Source organism: Nonomuraea rubra, assembly GCF_014207985.1.
In the GTDB taxonomy this organism is placed as follows: Bacteria; Actinomycetota; Actinomycetes; order Streptosporangiales; family Streptosporangiaceae; genus Nonomuraea; species Nonomuraea rubra.
Window position 1 is genome coordinate 11,223,303 of sequence record NZ_JACHMI010000001.1, and the last position, 17,790, is coordinate 11,241,092.

General features: G+C 70.2%; 14 protein-coding genes. 6 read left to right on the top strand and 8 right to left on the bottom strand.

Annotation, left to right across the window (positions count from 1 at the left end):
- Nucleotides 1-10 precede the first annotated feature (10 nt).
- The 6 genes from HD593_RS51175 to HD593_RS51200 are packed head-to-tail and all read right to left on the bottom strand — an operon-like array spanning nt 11 to nt 9,016.
- On the bottom strand, nt 11-778 hold the full coding sequence (locus HD593_RS51175) for a hypothetical protein (RefSeq protein ID WP_185110118.1): 768 nt from the start codon (nt 776-778) through the stop codon (nt 11-13).
- A 49-nt stretch (nt 779-827) separates the two neighbouring features.
- Nucleotides 828-3,710 (bottom strand): glycoside hydrolase family 3 protein, encoded by a 2,883-nt coding sequence (locus HD593_RS51180; RefSeq protein ID WP_185110119.1) that lies wholly within the window; start codon nt 3,708-3,710, stop codon nt 828-830.
- A gap of 13 nt (nt 3,711-3,723) precedes the next feature.
- Nucleotides 3,724-4,545 (bottom strand): carbohydrate ABC transporter permease, encoded by an 822-nt coding sequence (locus HD593_RS51185; RefSeq protein ID WP_185110120.1) that lies wholly within the window; start codon nt 4,543-4,545, stop codon nt 3,724-3,726.
- On the bottom strand, nt 4,542-5,405 hold the full coding sequence (locus tag HD593_RS51190) for a carbohydrate ABC transporter permease (RefSeq protein ID WP_185110121.1): 864 nt from the start codon (nt 5,403-5,405) through the stop codon (nt 4,542-4,544). Before HD593_RS51190 ends, HD593_RS51185 begins: the two co-directional genes overlap by 4 nt.
- The gene (locus tag HD593_RS51195) at nt 5,406-6,713 is read right to left on the bottom strand and encodes an ABC transporter substrate-binding protein (protein ID WP_185110122.1); all 1,308 of its coding nucleotides are present in this window, start codon (nt 6,711-6,713) and stop codon (nt 5,406-5,408) included. It abuts the gene before it with no gap.
- Between the two features lie 17 nt (nt 6,714-6,730).
- On the bottom strand, nt 6,731-9,016 hold the full coding sequence (locus tag HD593_RS51200; protein ID WP_185110123.1) for a TIM-barrel domain-containing protein: 2,286 nt from the start codon (nt 9,014-9,016) through the stop codon (nt 6,731-6,733).
- A 113-nt stretch (nt 9,017-9,129) separates the two neighbouring features.
- Between HD593_RS51200 and HD593_RS51205 the strand changes: the two genes are divergently transcribed.
- A complete protein-coding gene (locus tag HD593_RS51205; RefSeq protein WP_185110124.1) occupies nt 9,130-9,723 on the top strand; it encodes a TIGR03086 family metal-binding protein in 594 nt (197 codons plus the stop codon).
- Here the strand turns inward: HD593_RS51205 and HD593_RS51210 are convergent.
- A complete protein-coding gene (locus tag HD593_RS51210; protein WP_185110125.1) occupies nt 9,720-11,108 on the bottom strand; it encodes an NAD(P)H-quinone dehydrogenase in 1,389 nt (462 codons plus the stop codon). The genes HD593_RS51205 and HD593_RS51210 overlap by 4 nt on opposite strands.
- A gap of 72 nt (nt 11,109-11,180) precedes the next feature.
- Here HD593_RS51210 and HD593_RS51215 point away from each other — a divergent pair, with 72 nt between their 5' ends.
- Nucleotides 11,181-11,633 carry a gamma-glutamylcyclotransferase family protein gene (locus HD593_RS51215; protein WP_185110126.1) on the top strand — a complete coding sequence of 151 codons (453 nt, stop codon included), beginning with the start codon at nt 11,181-11,183 and terminating at the stop codon, nt 11,631-11,633.
- Here the strand turns inward: HD593_RS51215 and HD593_RS51220 are convergent.
- Complete coding sequence (locus HD593_RS51220) at nt 11,630-12,934, bottom strand: MFS transporter (protein WP_312904342.1); 1,305 nt, start codon at nt 12,932-12,934, stop codon at nt 11,630-11,632. The two genes, HD593_RS51215 and HD593_RS51220, sit on opposite strands and share 4 nt — an antisense overlap.
- A gap of 94 nt (nt 12,935-13,028) precedes the next feature.
- Here HD593_RS51220 and HD593_RS51225 point away from each other — a divergent pair, with 94 nt between their 5' ends.
- The 4 genes from HD593_RS51225 to HD593_RS51240 are packed head-to-tail and all read left to right on the top strand — an operon-like array spanning nt 13,029 to nt 17,760.
- Nucleotides 13,029-14,024 carry an Lrp/AsnC family transcriptional regulator gene (locus HD593_RS51225; protein ID WP_221525378.1) on the top strand — a complete coding sequence of 332 codons (996 nt, stop codon included), beginning with the start codon at nt 13,029-13,031 and terminating at the stop codon, nt 14,022-14,024.
- A complete protein-coding gene (locus HD593_RS51230; protein ID WP_185110127.1) occupies nt 14,021-15,328 on the top strand; it encodes a M20/M25/M40 family metallo-hydrolase in 1,308 nt (435 codons plus the stop codon). The genes HD593_RS51225 and HD593_RS51230 overlap by 4 nt, the downstream gene beginning before the upstream one ends.
- A 3-nt stretch (nt 15,329-15,331) precedes the next feature.
- A complete protein-coding gene (locus HD593_RS51235; protein ID WP_185110128.1) occupies nt 15,332-16,135 on the top strand; it encodes a purine-nucleoside phosphorylase in 804 nt (267 codons plus the stop codon).
- Complete coding sequence (locus HD593_RS51240; protein ID WP_185110129.1) at nt 16,132-17,760, top strand: phospho-sugar mutase; 1,629 nt, start codon at nt 16,132-16,134, stop codon at nt 17,758-17,760. Before HD593_RS51235 ends, HD593_RS51240 begins: the two co-directional genes overlap by 4 nt.
- Nucleotides 17,761-17,790 lie beyond the last annotated feature (30 nt).

Consider the following 17,790-nt stretch of genomic DNA (forward strand, 5'->3'; position numbering starts at 1 on the left):
CCAATGAGAGTCAAGCGGTCTCGCCCTTCGGCGGCGCCGAGATGCTCACCTTCGAGCCCCAAGCCGTGTAGGTGGTCTCGACGCGGAATCGCCCGTCCCCGACCTCGATGCCGGCGGACACGTGACTGGCGGCGGGATGCGAGGTGACGAGCTTGCGTGGGAGGTTGTCGGACCCGAGCGTGAGCTCGTAGTGCAGCACCGTCCGGTCGCCCTGGCTGCGCGGGAGTGACGCCCGGAACCACGGCGACACCTTCTCCAGCACGGCGTAGGAGAGCTTGCCCTGGTACGTGCGCCCCCGCCTGTCACCCTTGAGCAGGACCTTCAGCGTGGCGGGCTCGGCCGGGTTCACGAGCTGGGAGTAGGTGCCGGCGTGGCTGCCGGTCAGGCCCAGGAAGTCCTCCTCGTACTTCTTGCCCTCGGGCACCTCGCCGACCGGATGCGTGGTCCAGCTCCTGCCGTTGACCCAGATCGTGCGCCCGCCCTTGAGACCCCGCATGTAGTCGAACACGGCACCGCCGTACTGCTTGTACTTGGCGGTGATGTCGGACGCGACGACGCCCTTCTTGCCGAACTGCCACTTCCCGGTGCGCCACAGGAACGTGATCTTGGAGTTGTTCTGCAGCAACGACGTGACGTCGCGGAACTTCACCCCCTTGCCCGCCTTCAGCTGGGCCTGCAACGCCTTGACCGGATCCGCCGGCGCGGCGGCCCGGGCGGGGGTGGCGGCCATGAACGTGGCCATGGCCGCCACGGCGGCACCTGCGATCATCCGCTTCACGAGATCCCCTTCAGAACGGTATGGATCGCAGGATTCTGCCGAACCTTGATCACGACCGGGTGAACGCGAAATCCTTGATCCGCAGGTCACCCTTGAACACCAGGTACACGCTCCCGCTCCCCGCCTTCACCGAGGCGTTCGCCGTCCCGTACTGGTAGATCCCGCCGGTGGCGGGCACCTGCACGGTGGCCAGCAGCGTGCCGGTCGGCGAGCCGCGCCGCACCTCGAACGAGCCGCCGCCCGCCGAGGCGACCGAGGCGGTCAGCCGCGAGCCCCAGGAAGCGCCGGTGAAGGAGACCCAGTCGCCCGCCGAGCCCTCGACGACCTCGCCGCCCGCCTTGCTCTCGTCGGCGAAGGCCACCCCCGAGTAGTCGTCGAAGTCCATCGCCCGGGTCGTCCTGGTCAGGTCGCGCACGGGGACGGTCTCGCCGGACACGCGCAGCGTCGTGGTCTGGCGGATCCGGTTGGAGGCGGAGCCGACGAGGAGGTCGTGGGTGGCGTTCTCGACGGTCCACTTGTTCCTGGTGTGGTCCCAGACGGCCAGGTCCGACTTCTTCAGGGGGAAGGTGACGGTACGGGACTGGCCCGGGTTCAGCGAGACCCGCTCGAAGCCGCGCAACTGCTTGACGGGCTGCTCGAAGCGGGAGTCGCGCTGGTGGGTGTAGAGCTGGACGACCTCGTCGCCCTTCACCTTGCCGGTGTTGGTCACCTTCACGCTGACCCGGTCGCCCTGCACGCGCAGGCCCTGGTAGGCGAAGGTGGTGTAGCTGAGGCCGTGGCCGAAGGCGTAGAGCGGTTTGTCGTTCCCGTACAGGTACGTCATCCCGGTCTTGGTCAGGTCGTAGTCCAGGAGGCTGGGCAGCTCGTCGGTCGCCGGCCAGGTCTGGGTGAGCCGGCCGGCCGGGTTGACGTCCCCGAAGAGCACGTCGGCGAGGGCGTGCCCGGTCTCCGCGCCCGCGTGCGTGGTCCACAGCAGCGTCGGCGCGTCCACGATGACGGGGTAGCTGGTCTCCAGCACGACGACGGTACGCGGGTTGGCCTTGCGCACGGCCTCGATCAGCCGCAACTGGCCCTCGCCGAGCCGCAGGTTGTCGCGGTCGTGGAACTCGCGCCCGGCCACGAACGGGTGGCTGCCCACCACCACGACGGCCACCTCCGCCTTGGCGGCCTGCGCGGCGGCCTCGGCGACGCCGTCGGAGACGACCTCCTTGGCGAACTTGGCCGCCTGCGCCTTCGGCACCAGGCCCAGCGCGCCTTCGGCGGTGATCCCGACGTACGCGTCGGGCAGGGCGAACCAGCCCTCGACGGTCTCGAACCCGGCGTAGCGGATGAGGTGGCTGCCGTCGGCCTGCTTCTCCAGCGCGAACTGCTGGGAGACGTACCAGCCGTCGGGCTCGGTGTCGTCGGTGTCGAGCGAGCGCCAGTCGCCGCCGAGCAGCCTGCCGTTGCCCGCGTTGCGCAGCGTGGACACGCCGCCGGTCCAGTCGGTGAGGTCCCACTGCGAGGCCGCGGTGGGCGCGGTGTCGGTCAGCGCGGCGTTGTCGTTCGGGCCGGTTCCGGTGGCGGTGATGTACTTGCCGGAGTCGAGGTGCTTGAGCGCGATGCGCTCCAGCCCCTCGCCGGTGGTGACGTCGGCGACTCGCTCCTTGATCCCGTCCAGCGGCGTGACCTGGTACGGGAGCTGCCCCGAGTACCAGTCACGGTAGAGCTTGCCCGACAGCGGCCCGACCACGGCCGCGGACCTGGGCCGGCCCAGCGGCAGCACGCCGGAGTTCTTCAGCAGCACCGCCGCCTTGCCGGCCGTCTCGCGGTTGAGCCGCTTGTTGGCGTCACTGTTGATCACCTCGGCGGTGATCTTCTTGTACGGCCCGCCGTCCGGGTCGAAGTGCCCCAGCCGCGTACGGATCGACAACACGCTGCGCACGGACTTGTCCACGTCGGCCTCGGTGAGGCGGCCCTGGTCGAGCGCGGCCTTGAGGTTCGTGACCATCACGCTGATGTCGCTGTTGTCGATGGTGAAGCTGTCGAGCCCGGCCTTCAGCACCGCGGCGAACGCCTCGGGCTTGTTGTCGTAGTACCTCTCCAGGTCGGTCAGCGCGTGCGGGCCCCAGGCGTCGCTGGGGTTGTACAGCGTCTTGTCCGTCCACGACCGCACCACGTTGTTCAGGTCGGGGTTGACGTGGTTGGGCCGCCCGTTGACCAGGTTGTACGAGGCCATCACGCCGGTCGCGGCGTCGGCCGAGATCGCCGCCTTGAACGCCGGCTCGTAGTACTCGTGCTTCAGCTTGGGCGTCAGGTTGGAGGAGGTCAGGCTCCGGTCGGTCTCGTTGTTGTAGGCCAGGTAGTGCTTCAGCACGGGCGCGGTCTTGAGGTAGAAGGGGTCGTCACCCTGCAGGCCCTTGCCGTACGCGGTGGAGATGGCCCCGGTCAGCAGCGGGTCCTCGGAGTAGCCCTCCTCGTTGCGGCCCGCACGCGGGTCGCGCAGCAGGTCCACCACCGGCGCCCACACCTGAAGGCCCCACAGCACGGGGTCCGCGGCGTTGTAGCCGCGGGTCTCGTCCCCCACGGCGGAGCCGACCTTCTTGATCAGGTCCGGGTCCCAGGTGCTGGCCAGCCCGACCGCCTGCGGGAACACGGTGCCGCTGGCGAACTTCTGGTTCCAGTTGTCGTTGAGGTGGTTGGACCAGGCGACGCCGTGCAGGGCCTCGGTGCCGTTCTTGTGGTAAGCGATGCCCAGGCGCGGGATCGCGGGCTGCGACTGGTGCAGCAGGCTCAGCTTCTCGTCCAGCGTGAGCCGGCCGAGCAGGTCGTTGACCCGCTGCTCCAGTGGCAGGGCGGGGTTCTGGAACGGGTACGCCTCGGCGTGCGCGGGGGGCGCGGCGAGCAGCGAGGCGGTGAGGGTTAAAGCCGCTAATAGGGGGATTTTTCGCATTAAAGGTTCTCCATCACTTGATGGCGCCGACCGTCACACCTCGGGTCAGCGTGCGCTGGAAGATCAGGAAGAAGGCGACCGCCGGGACGATGCCGAGCAGGGCCGAGGCGCTGGACATGGTCGCGTCCATGTACCTCTGGCCTTGCAGGACACCGAGCGCGACAGGCACCGTCTGCGTGTCGTTCGAGATCAGGAAGATCAGCGGAAGGAAGAACTCGTTCCAGGTCCAGATGAAGAAGAAGATCAGCAGCACGTTGATCGTGGGCCGGCTGATCGGCACCACGATCCGCCACAGCGAGCGCAGCCGCCCGGCCCCGTCGATCGCCGCCGCCTCCAGGATCTCCTTCGGGAACTGGCCCAGCACCGCGCTCAGCAGGTACGTGCCGAACGCCGCCTGGATCGCGGTCATCACGATGATCACCGCGAGCTGGGTGTCGTACAGATCGACGGCCTTGGCCAGGTAGTACAGCGGGTAGGCCAGGGCCTCCTGCGGCAGCGTGTTGGCCACGAGGAACAGCGCGAGGATCCACAGCCGCCCCTTCACCCTGCCGATGCCCAGCGCGTACGCGTTGAGCACCGACAGCACGACCGCCAGCACCGACACGGACGCGCTGATGACGAAGCTGTTCCAGAGCTTGGTGCCGAACTCCACCCGGTTCCAGAAGTCGACGATGCCCTGGAGGTAGAGCCCGTCGGGCAGGCTCAGCGGCCCCTGCGAGCTGTACTCGGCCGGCGACTTGACCGCGTTCATCGCCACGACGACGAACGGGAAGATCATCACGACGGCCAGCACGACCAGCGCGAACAGCACCGCCCAGCGTCCCGGGCCCCTCATGACTCACGCTCCTGGACGCGCAGGAACAGGAACGTCACCACGACGATGATCAGCGCCAGCACCGTGGCGATCGCGGAGCCGTACCCGACGTTGCTCTTCTGGAAGAAGTTCAGGTACGAGAAGTACGACGGCACCATCGTCGCGTTCCCGGGCCCTCCGCGGGTCAGCACGAAGATCGGCCCGAACACCTTCAACGCGGCGATCGTGCACGTCAGCAGCACCACGAAGATCTCCGGCCGGATCTGCGGGATCGTGATGTGCCAGAACTTGCGCCACCACGAGGCCCCGTCGATCTCGGCGGCCTCGTAGTAGGACGGGTCCACGCGCTGCAACCCGGCCATGAAGATCACGACCGGGTAGCCGAGCTGGAACCAGACCATGACGCCCATGACGGTGGCCAGCGCCAGGTCGGGGTCGCCGAGCCAGTCGAGGTCCAGCCCGAAGATCTGGTTGACGGCGCCGTACGAAGGGTGCAGCATCCACCCCCACACCACGCCGGCCACCGCCACCGGCAGCACCTGCGGCAGGTAGTACATCGCGCGCAGCGCCGAGGCCGTGCGCGTGCCGAAGCGTTTGCCGATGTAGTCGAACAGCGAGGCCGCCAGCACGAGGCCGATCATGGTCGGCACGACGGCCATGGCCACGATCAGCCCCACGTTGTGCTGGAACGACTCCCAGAACCGCTCGTCCGTCAGCAGCCTGGTGTAGTTGTCGAACCCGATCCACCTGGGCGTGCCCACCCCCGACCAGCGGGTGAAGCTGGCGCCCACGTTCATCAGGAACGGCACGACGATGACGGCCAGGAACAGCAGGATGCTGGGGATCAGGTAGAGCCAGTATCCCCTCGTACGAACCCTCATCTAGTTGCCAAGGTCGGCGAGGTTGTCCTCGTACGGCCCCGCGAGCCCGTCCAGCACCTCGGCGGAGGTCTTGCTGCCGTTGATCAGCTCCTGGACCCCGGCCACCATCACGTCGTAGTAGCCGGGCGCGGGCCAGTCGGGGTAGAAGGCCAGGCCGTCGGCGCTGGTCAGCTTGTTGAAGGACTCGATGAGCTCCTTGCTCTTGGCATCGGTGATCGCGGCCGGGTCGGCGGCCACGGGAACACCGCCGGAGTTGCCGAGCAGGTTCTGGATCTCCTTGCTCATCGTGATGTCGATGAAGTCGTAGGCCAGGTCCTTGTTCTCCGACTTCTCGGGCACGACCCAGAGGTTGCCGCTCGATCCGGGCGACATCGTGGCGCCGGGGAACAGGAAGTGGCCCCACTCGAAGTTCTTGATCTCGGAGGCGAAGCGGCCGTACCACCAGCTTCCGCTGATCATGATGGGGAACTTGCCGTTCATGAACGCCACGCCCATGTCCTCGGCCTTGAGCCCGGCCGAGTTCTTGGCGATGTATCCCTTCTTCACCCAGTCGGCGAACGTGTCGGCGCCGTAGGTGAACTCGGGGCCGCGGAAGTCGACCTTGCCCTTGTAGGACTGGAACGCCTCCAGCCACGGCTTCTGCGCCTTGGTCAGCGCGAGCTGGTAGAAGATCTGCTGCGCCGGGTACTCGGCGCCGGCGTTGGCGATGGGCGTCACGCCGGCCTTGACGAACGTGTCCAGCGCGGCCGTGAACTCCTCGAACGTGGCCGGCACCTCGACCTTGTGCTTCTCGAAGAGGTCCTTGTTGTAGTAGACCATCACGAACTCGCCGTAGTTCGGCACGCCGAACCACTTGCCGGAGCCCATCACGCCGCGGTCGTCGTACTTGGCGGTGGTCTGCAGGCCGCCGGGCAGCAGCTTGTCCCAGCCGCGCTTGGCGGCCTCCTCGCTCAGGTCGGCGAGCAGGCCCTGCTTGGACAGCAGCCCGGCCGTGGCATTGCCCTTGTTGTACTCCATGATGTCGGGCGCCTCGTCGGAGTTCAGCACCATGCTGGCCGTCTTCTGGATCTGCTCGAAGCCCTTCTCCTCGAACTTGACGGTCACGTTCGGGTGCGACGCCTCGAACTTCTTGATCGCCTCGGCCCACGCCTTGCCCATGGCGCTGTCGGCGGTCTCGTAGTGCCACAGTTTCAGCACGCGCGGCTCGGTGCCCGCCGGGCTGGGAGTGCCCGAATCTCCTCCCGAGCCGCACGCCGACAGGGCGAGCGCGGCGGCGGCCAGCACCGCGGCGCCTCTCAATCTGACCATGATCCCTCCAGGGGGTGTTACGAGATGACGGCCCGGACGGGAGCTCCGGCCACCGGGGCGATCTCGACCGCGGTGACCCGCTTCGGGCCGGTGACGGCGACGCGCAGTTCCTCGCCGTCCCTGGTGGCGACGGCGACCGTCACGCCGTCGGCGTCGTGGATTTCCGCTGTCCCGTCGCCGCCCCCGAAGGCGACGAGGGCGATCTCGGCCGGCACGTCCACCGTGTCCCGCTGCTCCTGGACGGGGATGAGCGCGCCGTGCCGGACGAAGAGGGGGATCTGGTCGAGCGGCTTGCCGACCGTGACGTAACGGGCGCCCTCCAGCACCTCGTTCGTCCAGTAGTCCACCCACAGACCGCGCGGCAGGTACACCTGGCGGGTGCCCTCCGGCGCGGTCACGGGGGCGACGAGCAGGTCACGGCCGAGCAGGTACTGCAGGTCGGCCTGCCAGGCCACCGGGTCGTCCGGGAAGTCCACGCACAGCGCCCGCATCATCGGCGCGCCGGTGCGGGCGGCCTCGACGGCGGCCGAGTAGAGGTAGGGCATCAGCCGGTAGCGCAGCTTGAGCGCCTGCACGGCCTCGGCCTCGACCTCGGGGAACTCCCACGGCTCCCTGGTCGTGGTGCCGTGCAGCCGCAGCAGCGGGGACAGCGCGCCGAACTGGCTCCAGCGCACGTACAGGTCGTCCGTGGGGCGCCCGGTGAAGCCGCCGGCGTCGTGGCTCCAGAACGGCACGCCGGACAGGCCGTGCGCGAGCCCGCCCCTGATCGTGCTGCCCATGGCGGCGTAGCTGGTGTAGGTGTCGCCGCCCCACTGGGCGCTGTGGCGCTGCCCGCCCAGGTACGACGAGCGCGCCCAGACCAGGTCGTGCCCGTTGACCTCGCGGGTGACCCCGGCGACCACGTCGTTGAACAGCAGCGTGTAGACGTTGTGCAGGTCCGCGCCGGTCATCCCGTTGTAGGCCACGGCGTCGCCCGGCACGCCCTCGGCGAAGTCGGTCTTGAAGACGGCCACGCCCTGGCGCAGCAGCGGGCGCAGCAGGCCCCGGAACCACTCGACGGCGGCCGGGTTGGTGAAGTCGACGATCCCGCAGGCGGGGAACGAGCCGTGCCAGCAGTCGGCGACGTACACCTGCCCCGCCTGGTCCTTCAGGAAGTATCCGGCCTCGGCGGCCTCGTGGAACGTCGGGCTGAGGTGGGAGATGTAGGGGTTCATCCACAGGCAGACCTTGAACCCCATCCCGTCCAGCTCGGCCAGCATGCCGTCCGGGTCGGGGAAGTTCACCGCGTCCCACTTCAGCTCCGACCAGTGCCCGTCGGCCTGCCAGTAGGTGTCCAGGTGCAGCACGTCGCACGGGATGCCGCGCTCCCTGATCGTGCGCGCCCTGGCCAGCACCCGCTCCTGGCTGTCCACGCAGAACCCGGAGGAGATCCACGTCCCGAACGCCCACTTCGGCGGCAGCGAGGGCCGGCAGGTCAGCAGGTCGTAACGGTCCAGGATGTCGGACGGCGCCGGCCCGGCGATCACGTAGTAGTCGAGCACGTCGTCGGGCACCACGATCTGCACCGCGCTGTGCGTGGACTGGCACACGTCGAACTCGGTGGGCGCGCCGCTGTCCACGAGCACGCCGTAGCCCCTGCTGGACAGGTAGAGCGGCACGTTCTTGTACGCCCGCTGCGACTCGGCCCCGAAGGCGTCGAAGTTCCACATGACCGGGCGCTGGCCGCGCTTGTCCAGCCGGGTGAACGACTCGCCGAACCCGGAGAACGCCTCGTCGGGCGCGGCGGCGAAGCTCTCGTGGTAGGCCACCGGCGTACCGGCGGAGCTGGAGCGCCCGAACGGCAGCGTGCGCAGCCGGCCGCTGATGTCGATGTGGCCGCGGTCCTGCTCGACCAGCGTCTCCCCCGCCGCGTCGGTGAAACGCAGGTGCCAGGGGTGCAGGCTGATCTCGGCCCGCAGCGGGCCGGCGTCGATCACGATCGGCGCGCCGGGTGCCGCCTCGACACGTGCCCCTGAGTACGTGCCGGGCGACACCAGCTCGATGGCCCGCTCGGAGCGCGGCCTGGCGGTCGCGTCCTCCGACAGCCGGACTCTGATGACTCCCTCGCCCGCCACACCCACCTGCACGACCAGCGTCTCCTCCGCCGAGGTGACCGCCTTCAGCATCACCTCGGCGCCGTCGGCCGCGACCAGCTCGGCGGAGGTGAGCGCTGACAGGCCGCCCTCGCCCCGCTCACGGACCGGCAACTCGGGCGGGTCTGCGACGAAGTACTCGTGCGCGACCAGCGGCGGGCGATAGGGCATGGAAGCTCCTTCAGAACGGCTGCGCCAACTCGTGAGTTAGTTTGCTGTCCATACCAACAAACGTCAACGGGGTTACCATGCTCTGACGACCCGCGTCAGGGAGGATGGCCCGGATGGACGAGATCGCCGACCGCTACCGCAGAAGAGCCGCCGCGTTCGAGGACAAGATCGCCGCCGTGCGGCCCGAGCAGTGGCCGAACCCGTCGCCGTGCGCGCGGTGGAGCGCCCGCGACGTCGTCAGGCACATCGTGGACATGCACGACGTGATGCTGCGCCCCCTGGGCCTGACCCTCAGCCCGGCGCCCTCGGTGGACGAGGACCCGCTCGCCGCCTTCCGCGCCGCCCGCGCGGACGTCCAGGAGATCCTCGGCGACCCCGCCCGCGCCGGGCAGGAGTGCGACACCCCCGGCGGCCGCATGACCGTCGAGCAGCACATCGACCGGGTGGTCAGCGACGACCTGCCGCTGCACGGCTGGGACCTGGCCCGCGCCACGGCTCAGGACGACACGATCGACCCCGAGGACGTCGAGCGCGGCTGGGCGGCCTTGCGGGCGCTGCCGCCCGGCCTGCTGGAGCAGTTCAGGACGCCGGGCGCGTTCGGGCCCGGCGTGGAGGTGTTCGGCCCGGAGGTGAAGGTGGAGGAGGACGCCTCACCCCAGGACAGGCTGCTCGCCCTCATCGGGCGAGACCCCGGGTGGAAGGCCTAGATCGACACTCCGGGCTGCATGAGCCGCCGCGCCGCCTCCGTGATCGACCCCGACAACGACGGATACACCGCGAACGTGTGCGCGAGCTGATCGACCGTCAGCCGCTGCTGCACCGCGACCGACACGGCGAGGATGAGCTCGGAGGCGCGCGGCGCCACCACCACGCCGCCCAGCACGATGCCGGTGTGCGGGCGGCAGAACAGCTTCACGAACCCGTCGTTGAACCCCTGCATCTTGGCCCGCGCGTTGGTCGCCAGAGGCAGCTTGACCACGTTCGCCTCGATCTCGCCGGCCTCGATGGCCCGCTGGGCGACGCCGACGGCCGCGATCTCGGGGTCGGTGAAGATGTTGGAGGACACCGTGGCCAGCCGCAGCGGCTGCACGGCCTCGCCCATCGCGTGCCACACCGCGATCCGGCCCTGCATGGCGGCGACGGAGGCCAGCATCAGCACGCCCGTGCAGTCGCCCGCCGCGTACACGCCGGGCGCCGACGTGCGCGACACCTTGTCGACCTTGACGAACCCGCCCCGGTCGAGCTGCACCCCGGCCTCCTCCAGCCCGATGCCGGAGGTGTTGGGGATCATGCCGACCGTCATCAGCGCGTGCGAGCCCTCCGCCGTGCGCCCGTCCTCCAGCGTCACGACCACCCCGTCGGGCGTGCGCTTGACGGACGCGGCCCGGGAGCGGCCCATGACGTTCATCCCGCGCCGCCGGTAGACCTCCTCCAGCACCTCGGCGCCGTCGGCGTCCTCGTTGGGCATCATCCGGTCCCGGCTGGACACCAGCGTCACCTCGGCCCCGAGCGACCGGTACGCACCGGCGAACTCGGCCCCGGTCACCCCGGAACCGACCACGATCAGATGCTCGGGCAGCTCCTCCAGGTCGTAGAGCTGCCGCCAGGTGAGGATGCGCTCCCCGTCGGGCTCGGCCCCCGGCAGCACCCGCGGCGTCGCCCCCGTCGCCACCAGCACCACGTCGGCCCTGATCGTCCGGTCGCCGGCCTTGACCACCTGCGGGTCCACCAGCCGCCCGCGCGCCTTGATGATCTCCACGCCCTCGGCCTCGACCCGCGTCGCGATGTCGGCCGACTGCGCCTGCGCCAGCTCCTTGACCCGCTTGTTGACCAGCGGCAGATCGACTCCCACCACGCCGGCGTCGCCGTCGGGCCCGCCGGAGAACGACACGCCCAGGGAGGGCGCGTCGAGCAGCGCCTGCTTGCGCACGGAGGTCGCGATCAGCGTCTTGGACGGCACGCAGTCGGTCAGCACGCACGCGCCACCCGGGCCGTCCTGCTCGACCATCGTGACTTGCGCGCCTAGCTGAGCGGCCACCAGCGCCGCCTCGTAGCCGCCTGGTCCGCCACCGATGATCACGATCCTCGTCACGTATCCCATTCTCCCGCATGCCGCGAGCTGCCGACGAACGGGGCAGGGCCTCAGGCGCTAGTCTTGGCTGCTGTGCCTGTATACGCCGCCTACGGCAGCAACATGGACCCTGAGCAGATGGCCATGCGTGCCCCGCACTCCCCGATCCGGGGAGTGGGATGGCTGCCGGGCTGGCGCCTGACGTTCGGAGGCATGGACCTCGCGTGGGAGGGCGCGGTCGCCACGATCGTGGAGGACCCTGACGAGCACGTGTTCGTGGTGCTCTACGACGTGCCCGACTGGGAGGAGACCTCGCTCGACCAGTGGGAGGGCGCCGTGCGCGGCGCGTACCACAAGGTGCGGCTACGGGTGCAGACGCTGGAGGGCGAGGTCGTGGCCTGGTTCTACGTGCTCGACGGCTACGAGGGCGGCCTGCCGTCGGCCCGCTACCTGGGCAGCCTGGCCGAGGCGGCCGAGCGCGCGGGCGCCCCCGACGACTACGTCAAGGAGTTGCGGGAGCGCCCCTGCACCTCGTACGGGGGTTAGCGCAGCGGCTGGTCCTTGGTCTCCTTCAGGACGAAGAGGTAGACCAGCGTCGAGACCAGCGCCAGCGCCGACATGTACCACGGGAAGAGCCCCGGGTTCTTCGCCTCCTGCAGCGCCGTGCCGATCAGCGGCGCGGTGCCGCCGAACAGGGCCACGGTCAGCGAGTACGGGAACCCGGCCCCCGCCGCCCGCACCCGGGTCGGGAACAGCTCGGAGTTCACCGCCGCCGAGATCGAGGTGAAGCAGCCGAGGAACACCATGCCGACGAGCTGCACGATCAGCAGGCTCGCGTAGGAGTCGGTGAGCAGGCCGAGCAGCGGCACGGGCAGGATGAGGAACCCGAGGCCGAACGTGATCAGCATCGGCTTGCGCCCCACCCGGTCCGACAGCATGCCGAGCAGCGGCTGCAGGATCATGAAGAAGACCAGCGAGATCGTGCCGATCTGCAGCGAGTCCGCCTTGTCGAAGCCCACCGTGATCTGCGCGTATGTGGGCAGGAAGCTGGTCCACGTGTAGTACGCGACGGTGCCGGCGATCGTGATGCCCACGATCGTGGCCGCCGACCTCGGGTAGTGCTTGAGGAAGTCGAACAGCTTGGGCCGCTCGGCCTCGCCCCGCCTGATCTCCTCCGCCACGGCCGAGGTCTCGTCGGCGCCCTTGCGGATCCACAGGCCGACGAGGCTCAGCACGGCGCCCACGAAGAACGGGATGCGCCAGCCCCAGGAGTTCATGTCGGCCTCGATGAGGCTGGTGGCCAGCAGCGCGGCCAGGCCGGAGGCGATGAGCTGGCCGATGGTGGTGCTCACGTACTGGAAGCTCGAGAACAGGCCGCGGCGGCCGGGCGGGGCCGACTCCACGAGGAACGTGGTGGCGGCGGCGAACTCGCCGCCCACCGACAGGCCCTGGATGAGCCTGGCCAGGGTGAGAATGATCGGCGCGAGCAGCCCGACGGCCGCGTACGTCGGGGTCAGGCCGACGAGCAGCGAGCCGGCGCCCATCAGCACGATGGTGAACGTCATGGCGTTCTTGCGGCCGTACCTGTCGGCGAACGCGCCGACGAGCAGGCCGCCGAGCGGGCGCATGAAGAAGCCCACGGCGAAGACGGCGAACGAGCTCAGCAGCGGCACCAGGCTGTTGGCCGAGCCCTTCGGGAAGACCTGTTCGGAGAAGTAGACAGCGAGGAAGGTGTAGGCGTACCAGTCGTACCACTCGACGACGTTGCCGATGCTGGCCGCCATGAGCTGGCGGACCCGGCTCTTGGGGATGCCGAGTGGTGATGGGGCGTGGGGGGAGGTCGCCACGTGGGCTCCTTTGCTGACAGTGCGGTGATGGCCTACTGTGCATTCGGGCGACCGAAACAGTCAAATATTCGTAGAAATATTTAACTTCCCGACAATGAAACGGGTGCAGGTGGACGTTCTCGACCGGCGGCTCGTGGCCGCGCTGCAAGTCAGCCCCCGCGCCTCGTGGGGCGAGATCGGGCGCGCCGTGGGCGAGCACGAGCGCACGGTCGCCCGGCGGCTGCAGCGGCTGATCGCCGAGGGGATCGTGCAGGTCACGGCCATCTACGACGACCTGCGCACCGGGCACGGGCGGCCGGTGCACCTGCACGTCCAGGTGCGGCCTGGGACGGCGGCGCAGGTGGCCAAGGCGCTGGCCGACCGGCCCGACACGCGCTCGGTCTACTCGCTGACCGGGGCCGCCGACCTCGGCTGCGAGCTGGTCTCGCCGTCCAGGGAGGACCTGCACCGCATCCTGTCCTCGCAGGTCTCCGACATCGACGGGGTGCTGCAGACGCAGACCCAGGTCGTGCTGCACACGTTCACGACCGTCGCAGAGTGGCACGCCCCGTACCTGACCGAGCGGGAGGTGGCCGAGCTGCGGCCGGACCCGCCGGCCGCGTGCCTGCCCGACGAGGAGGGGCTGTCACCCCTGGAGCAGGAGATCGCCGACCTGCTCACCGCCGACGGCCGCATCGCGTTCACCGCCGTGGCCGAGCGGCTCGACATCTCCGTGCCGACCGCGCGCAGGCGGGTCACCTCGCTGATCGAGCGGCGGCTGCTGCTGCCCAGGGCCGAGGTGGAGCCGGCGCTGCTCGGCCTGGAGGTGGAGGCCATGCTCTGGCTGAAGGTCCGCCCGCACGGGCTCGACCTGGTCGGCCAGGAACTGGCAGCGCACCCCAGCGTCCGTTACTGCGCCGCCACGACGGGCACGCATTCACTCATCGTGCAGGTCGTGGCGGCACACGAGGCGGCGCTCTACCGTTTCATGACCGGCGTCGTCGGCCGGTACGACGAGATCACCGACGTCGACCTCACGCTCATCACCCGCGCCTACAAACGCGGCCACCTCCACAAGTCCGGACTGCTCACACTGGAGAGAACACCATGACCACCCCCGCCGAGAACGAAGTAGCCGACCTCTGCGTGGAGCTGATCCGCGCCGACAGCAGCAACTACGGCGACGGCAGCGGCCCCGGCGAGCGCGCCGCCGCCGAGGTCGTCATGTCCAGGCTGGCCGAGGTCGGGATCGACGCCACGTACGTCGAGAGCGAGCCGGGCCGCGGCAACGTGATCACCCGGATCGAGGGCACCGACCCGTCGCTGCCCGCCCTGCTCGTCCACGGCCACCTGGACGTCGTGCCGGCCAACGCCGCCGACTGGACGGTCGACCCGTTCGCGGGCGAGGTGCGCGACGGCTACATCTGGGGCCGCGGCGCCGTGGACATGAAGGACATGGACGCGATGATGCTGGCCGTGCTGCGCCAGATCAAGCGCGAGGGCCGCAGGCCGCGCCGCGACCTCGTCTTCGCCTGGGTGGCCGACGAGGAGGCCGGCGGCGTGTACGGCGCCAAGTACCTCACCGCCCACCACCCCGAGCTGTTCGAGGGCGTGACCGAGGCGATCAGCGAGGTCGGCGGCTACTCGCTGGAGGTGGACCCGTCGCTGCGGCTCTACCTCATCGAGACGGCCCAGAAGGGCCTGGCCTGGATGAAGCTGATTGCCGACGGCACGGCCGGCCACGGCTCGATGCTGAACGACGACAACGCCGTCACCGAGGTCGCCAGGGCCGTCGCCAGGATCGGCGACCACGACTGGCCGCTCACCTACACGCCGACGGTCCGCCGCTTCCTCACCGAGGTCGCGGACGCGTTCGGGATCCCGTTCGACGAGGACGACCCGCAGCCCATCCTGGACAGGATCGGGCCGCTGGTGCGCTTCGTGGGCGCGACGCTGCGCCACACCACCAACCCGACCCAGCTCGGCGCCGGCTACAAGTCGAACGTCATCCCCGGCCAGGCCACGGCCGTGGTGGACGGGCGGTTCCTGCCGGGGTTCGAGGAGGAGTTCTTCAAGACGGTGGACGGGCTGCTCGGGCCGAAGGTGCGGCGCGAGTTCATCCACCACGACATCGCGCTGGAGACCTCGTTCGACGGGGCGCTGGTGGAGTCGATGATCGCGGCGCTGAAGGAGGAGGACCCGGCCGCGCGGGCGATCCCGTACTGCATGTCGGGCGGCACCGACAACAAGACGTTCTTCGCGGACCTGGGGGTGCGCGGGTTCGGGTTCGTGCCGCTGCGGCTGCCGGCCGACATGGACTTCGCGGCGATGTTCCACGGCGTGGACGAGCGGGTGCCGGTCGACGCGCTGCAGTTCGGGGTGCGGGTTCTGGACAGGCTGCTCCTAAACTACTGAGGTGTGACCAAAGACGCATACACCCTGGCCAGCGAGGCCGCGGCGGCGCTGCGGAGCGCCGCCGGCCTCGACACCTTCGATGTGGCCCTCGTCATGGGGTCGGGGTGGGTGCCCGCCGCCGACGCGATCGGTGAGACGGTGCGCGAGATCCCGTTCGTCGACCTGCCCGGCTTCCGGGCGCCCGCCGTCGCGGGCCACGGCGGCAAGATCCGCGTCGTCCGCACCTCCTCCGGCCGGCACGCGCTGATCTTCCTCGGTCGCACCCATCTGTACGAGGGGCTCGGCGTGGACGCGGTGGTGCACGGCGTACGCACGGCGGCGGCGGCAGGGGTGCGCACGCTCGTGCTCACCAACGCCGCCGGCGGCCTGCGGCCCGAGACGCAGAACGTCGGCGACCCCGTCCTGATCAACGACCACATCAACCTGACCGGGGCCAACCCGATCACCGGCACCACGTTCATCGACCTCACCGAGGTCTACTCGCGCCGCCTGCGCGCGCTGGTCCACGAGATCGACCCGACCCTGGCCGAGGGCGTCTACGTGGCCTTCCGCGGCCCCACGTACGAGACGCCCGCCGAGATCCGCATGCTGCGCACGCTGGGCGGCGACATGGTCGGCATGTCCACCGTCCTGGAGGCCATCGCCGCCCGCGAGGCGAACCTGGAGGTGCTCGGCCTCTCGCTGGTCACCAACCCGGGAGCAGGCCTGTCGGGCGAGCCGCTCAACCACGAGGAGGTCCTGGAGGTGGGCCGCGCCACGGCCGCGCGCATGGGCGTGCTGCTGGCCAAGGTGGTGGACCGCCTGTGACCCTCATCGAGACGGCCCGCGCCTGGCTGGCGCAGGATCCCGACCCCGACACCCGGGCCGAGCTCTCCGCCCTGATCGAGGCCGAGGACCTGCCCGCCCTGGAGGACCGCTTCGGAGCCAAGCTGGAGTTCGGCACGGCGGGCCTGCGCGGCGAGCTGGGCGCCGGCCCGAACCGGATGAACCGCGTCACCGTCATGCGCGCCGCCGCCGGCCTGGCCGCGGTGCTCGGGCCGGGCAAGCACGTGGTCATCGGCTACGACGCCCGGCACAAGTCCGACGTGTTCGCCCGCGACACGGCGGCCGTGCTGACGGGCGCCGGCCTGCACGCCTCGCTGCTGCCGTCCCCGCTGCCCACGCCCGTGCTGGCCTTCGCCGTCCGCCACCTCGGCGCCGACGCCGGCGTGACGGTCACCGCCAGCCACAACCCGCCGCGCGACAACGGCTACAAGGTCTACTGGGGCGACGGCTCCCAGATCACGCCGCCGATCGACGGCGAGATCTCGGCCGCCATCGACGCCGTCGGCCGCGTGGACGAGCTGCCGCTGAACGGTCCCGGCACGCTGACCGAGCTGGGCGAGGGCATCGTGGACGACTACCTGTCCGCCGTGACCGCGCTGCCGCTCGGCGACGCCCGGGGCCTGCGCGTGGCGTACACGCCGCTGCACGGGGTCGGCGCGGCCACCCTCACCGACGCCTTCCTGCGCGCCGGCTTCGAGAGCCCGATGGCGGTCGAGGAGCAGCGCAACCCCGACCCCGACTTCCCCACGGTGGCCTTCCCCAACCCGGAGGAGCCGGGCGCGATGGACCTGGCCGTCGCCCTGGCCGCCAAGCTGGACGCCGACCTGGTGCTGGCCAACGACCCCGACGCCGACCGGTGCGCGGTGGGCGTGCCGCTGCCCGGGGGCGGCGTACGCATGCTGACCGGTGACGAGGTGGGCGGCCTGCTGGCCGAGCACGTCATCACGCACACCACCGGCGACCGCATGGTGGCCACCACCATCGTCTCCTCCTCCTTCCTCGGCAAGCTCGCCCGTGAGCACGGCGTCCGCTACGGCGAGACGCTCACCGGCTTCAAGTGGATCATCAAGGCCGGCCCCGGCCTGGTCTTCGGCTACGAGGAGGCCCTCGGCTACAGCGTCGGCTCCGACGACGGCCTGCCGGTCAGGGACAAGGACGGCATCGGCGCGGCCCTGACGGTGGCGGCCATCGCGGCGGCGGCCAAGCGCGACGGCCGCACGCTGCTGGACCTCCTCGACGACCAGGCCCGCCGCTACGGCCTGCACGCGACGGCGCAGCTCTCGTTCCGCGTGGCCGACCTCTCGCTGATCGCCGCCGCCATGACCCGCCTGCGCGCCGGCAGCACGCCGTCGCTGGGCGGCCTGGCGGTGGAGCGGGTGGACGACCTGGCGCGTGGCGACGGCGGCCTGCCGCCCACCGACGGCCTGCGCTACCGCCTGTCGGGAGACGCCCGCGTGGTGGTCCGCCCGTCCGGGACGGAGCCCAAGCTGAAGTGCTACCTGGAGGTCGTCGTCCCCGTCACGGGCACCCCGGAGGAGGCCAGGGAGGTGGCGGAGCAGCGGCTCGACGCCCTGAAGACGGACCTCGCCGCGCGGCTGGGGCTGTGAGCTCGGACGCCTTCATGCACGGGGCCTGAC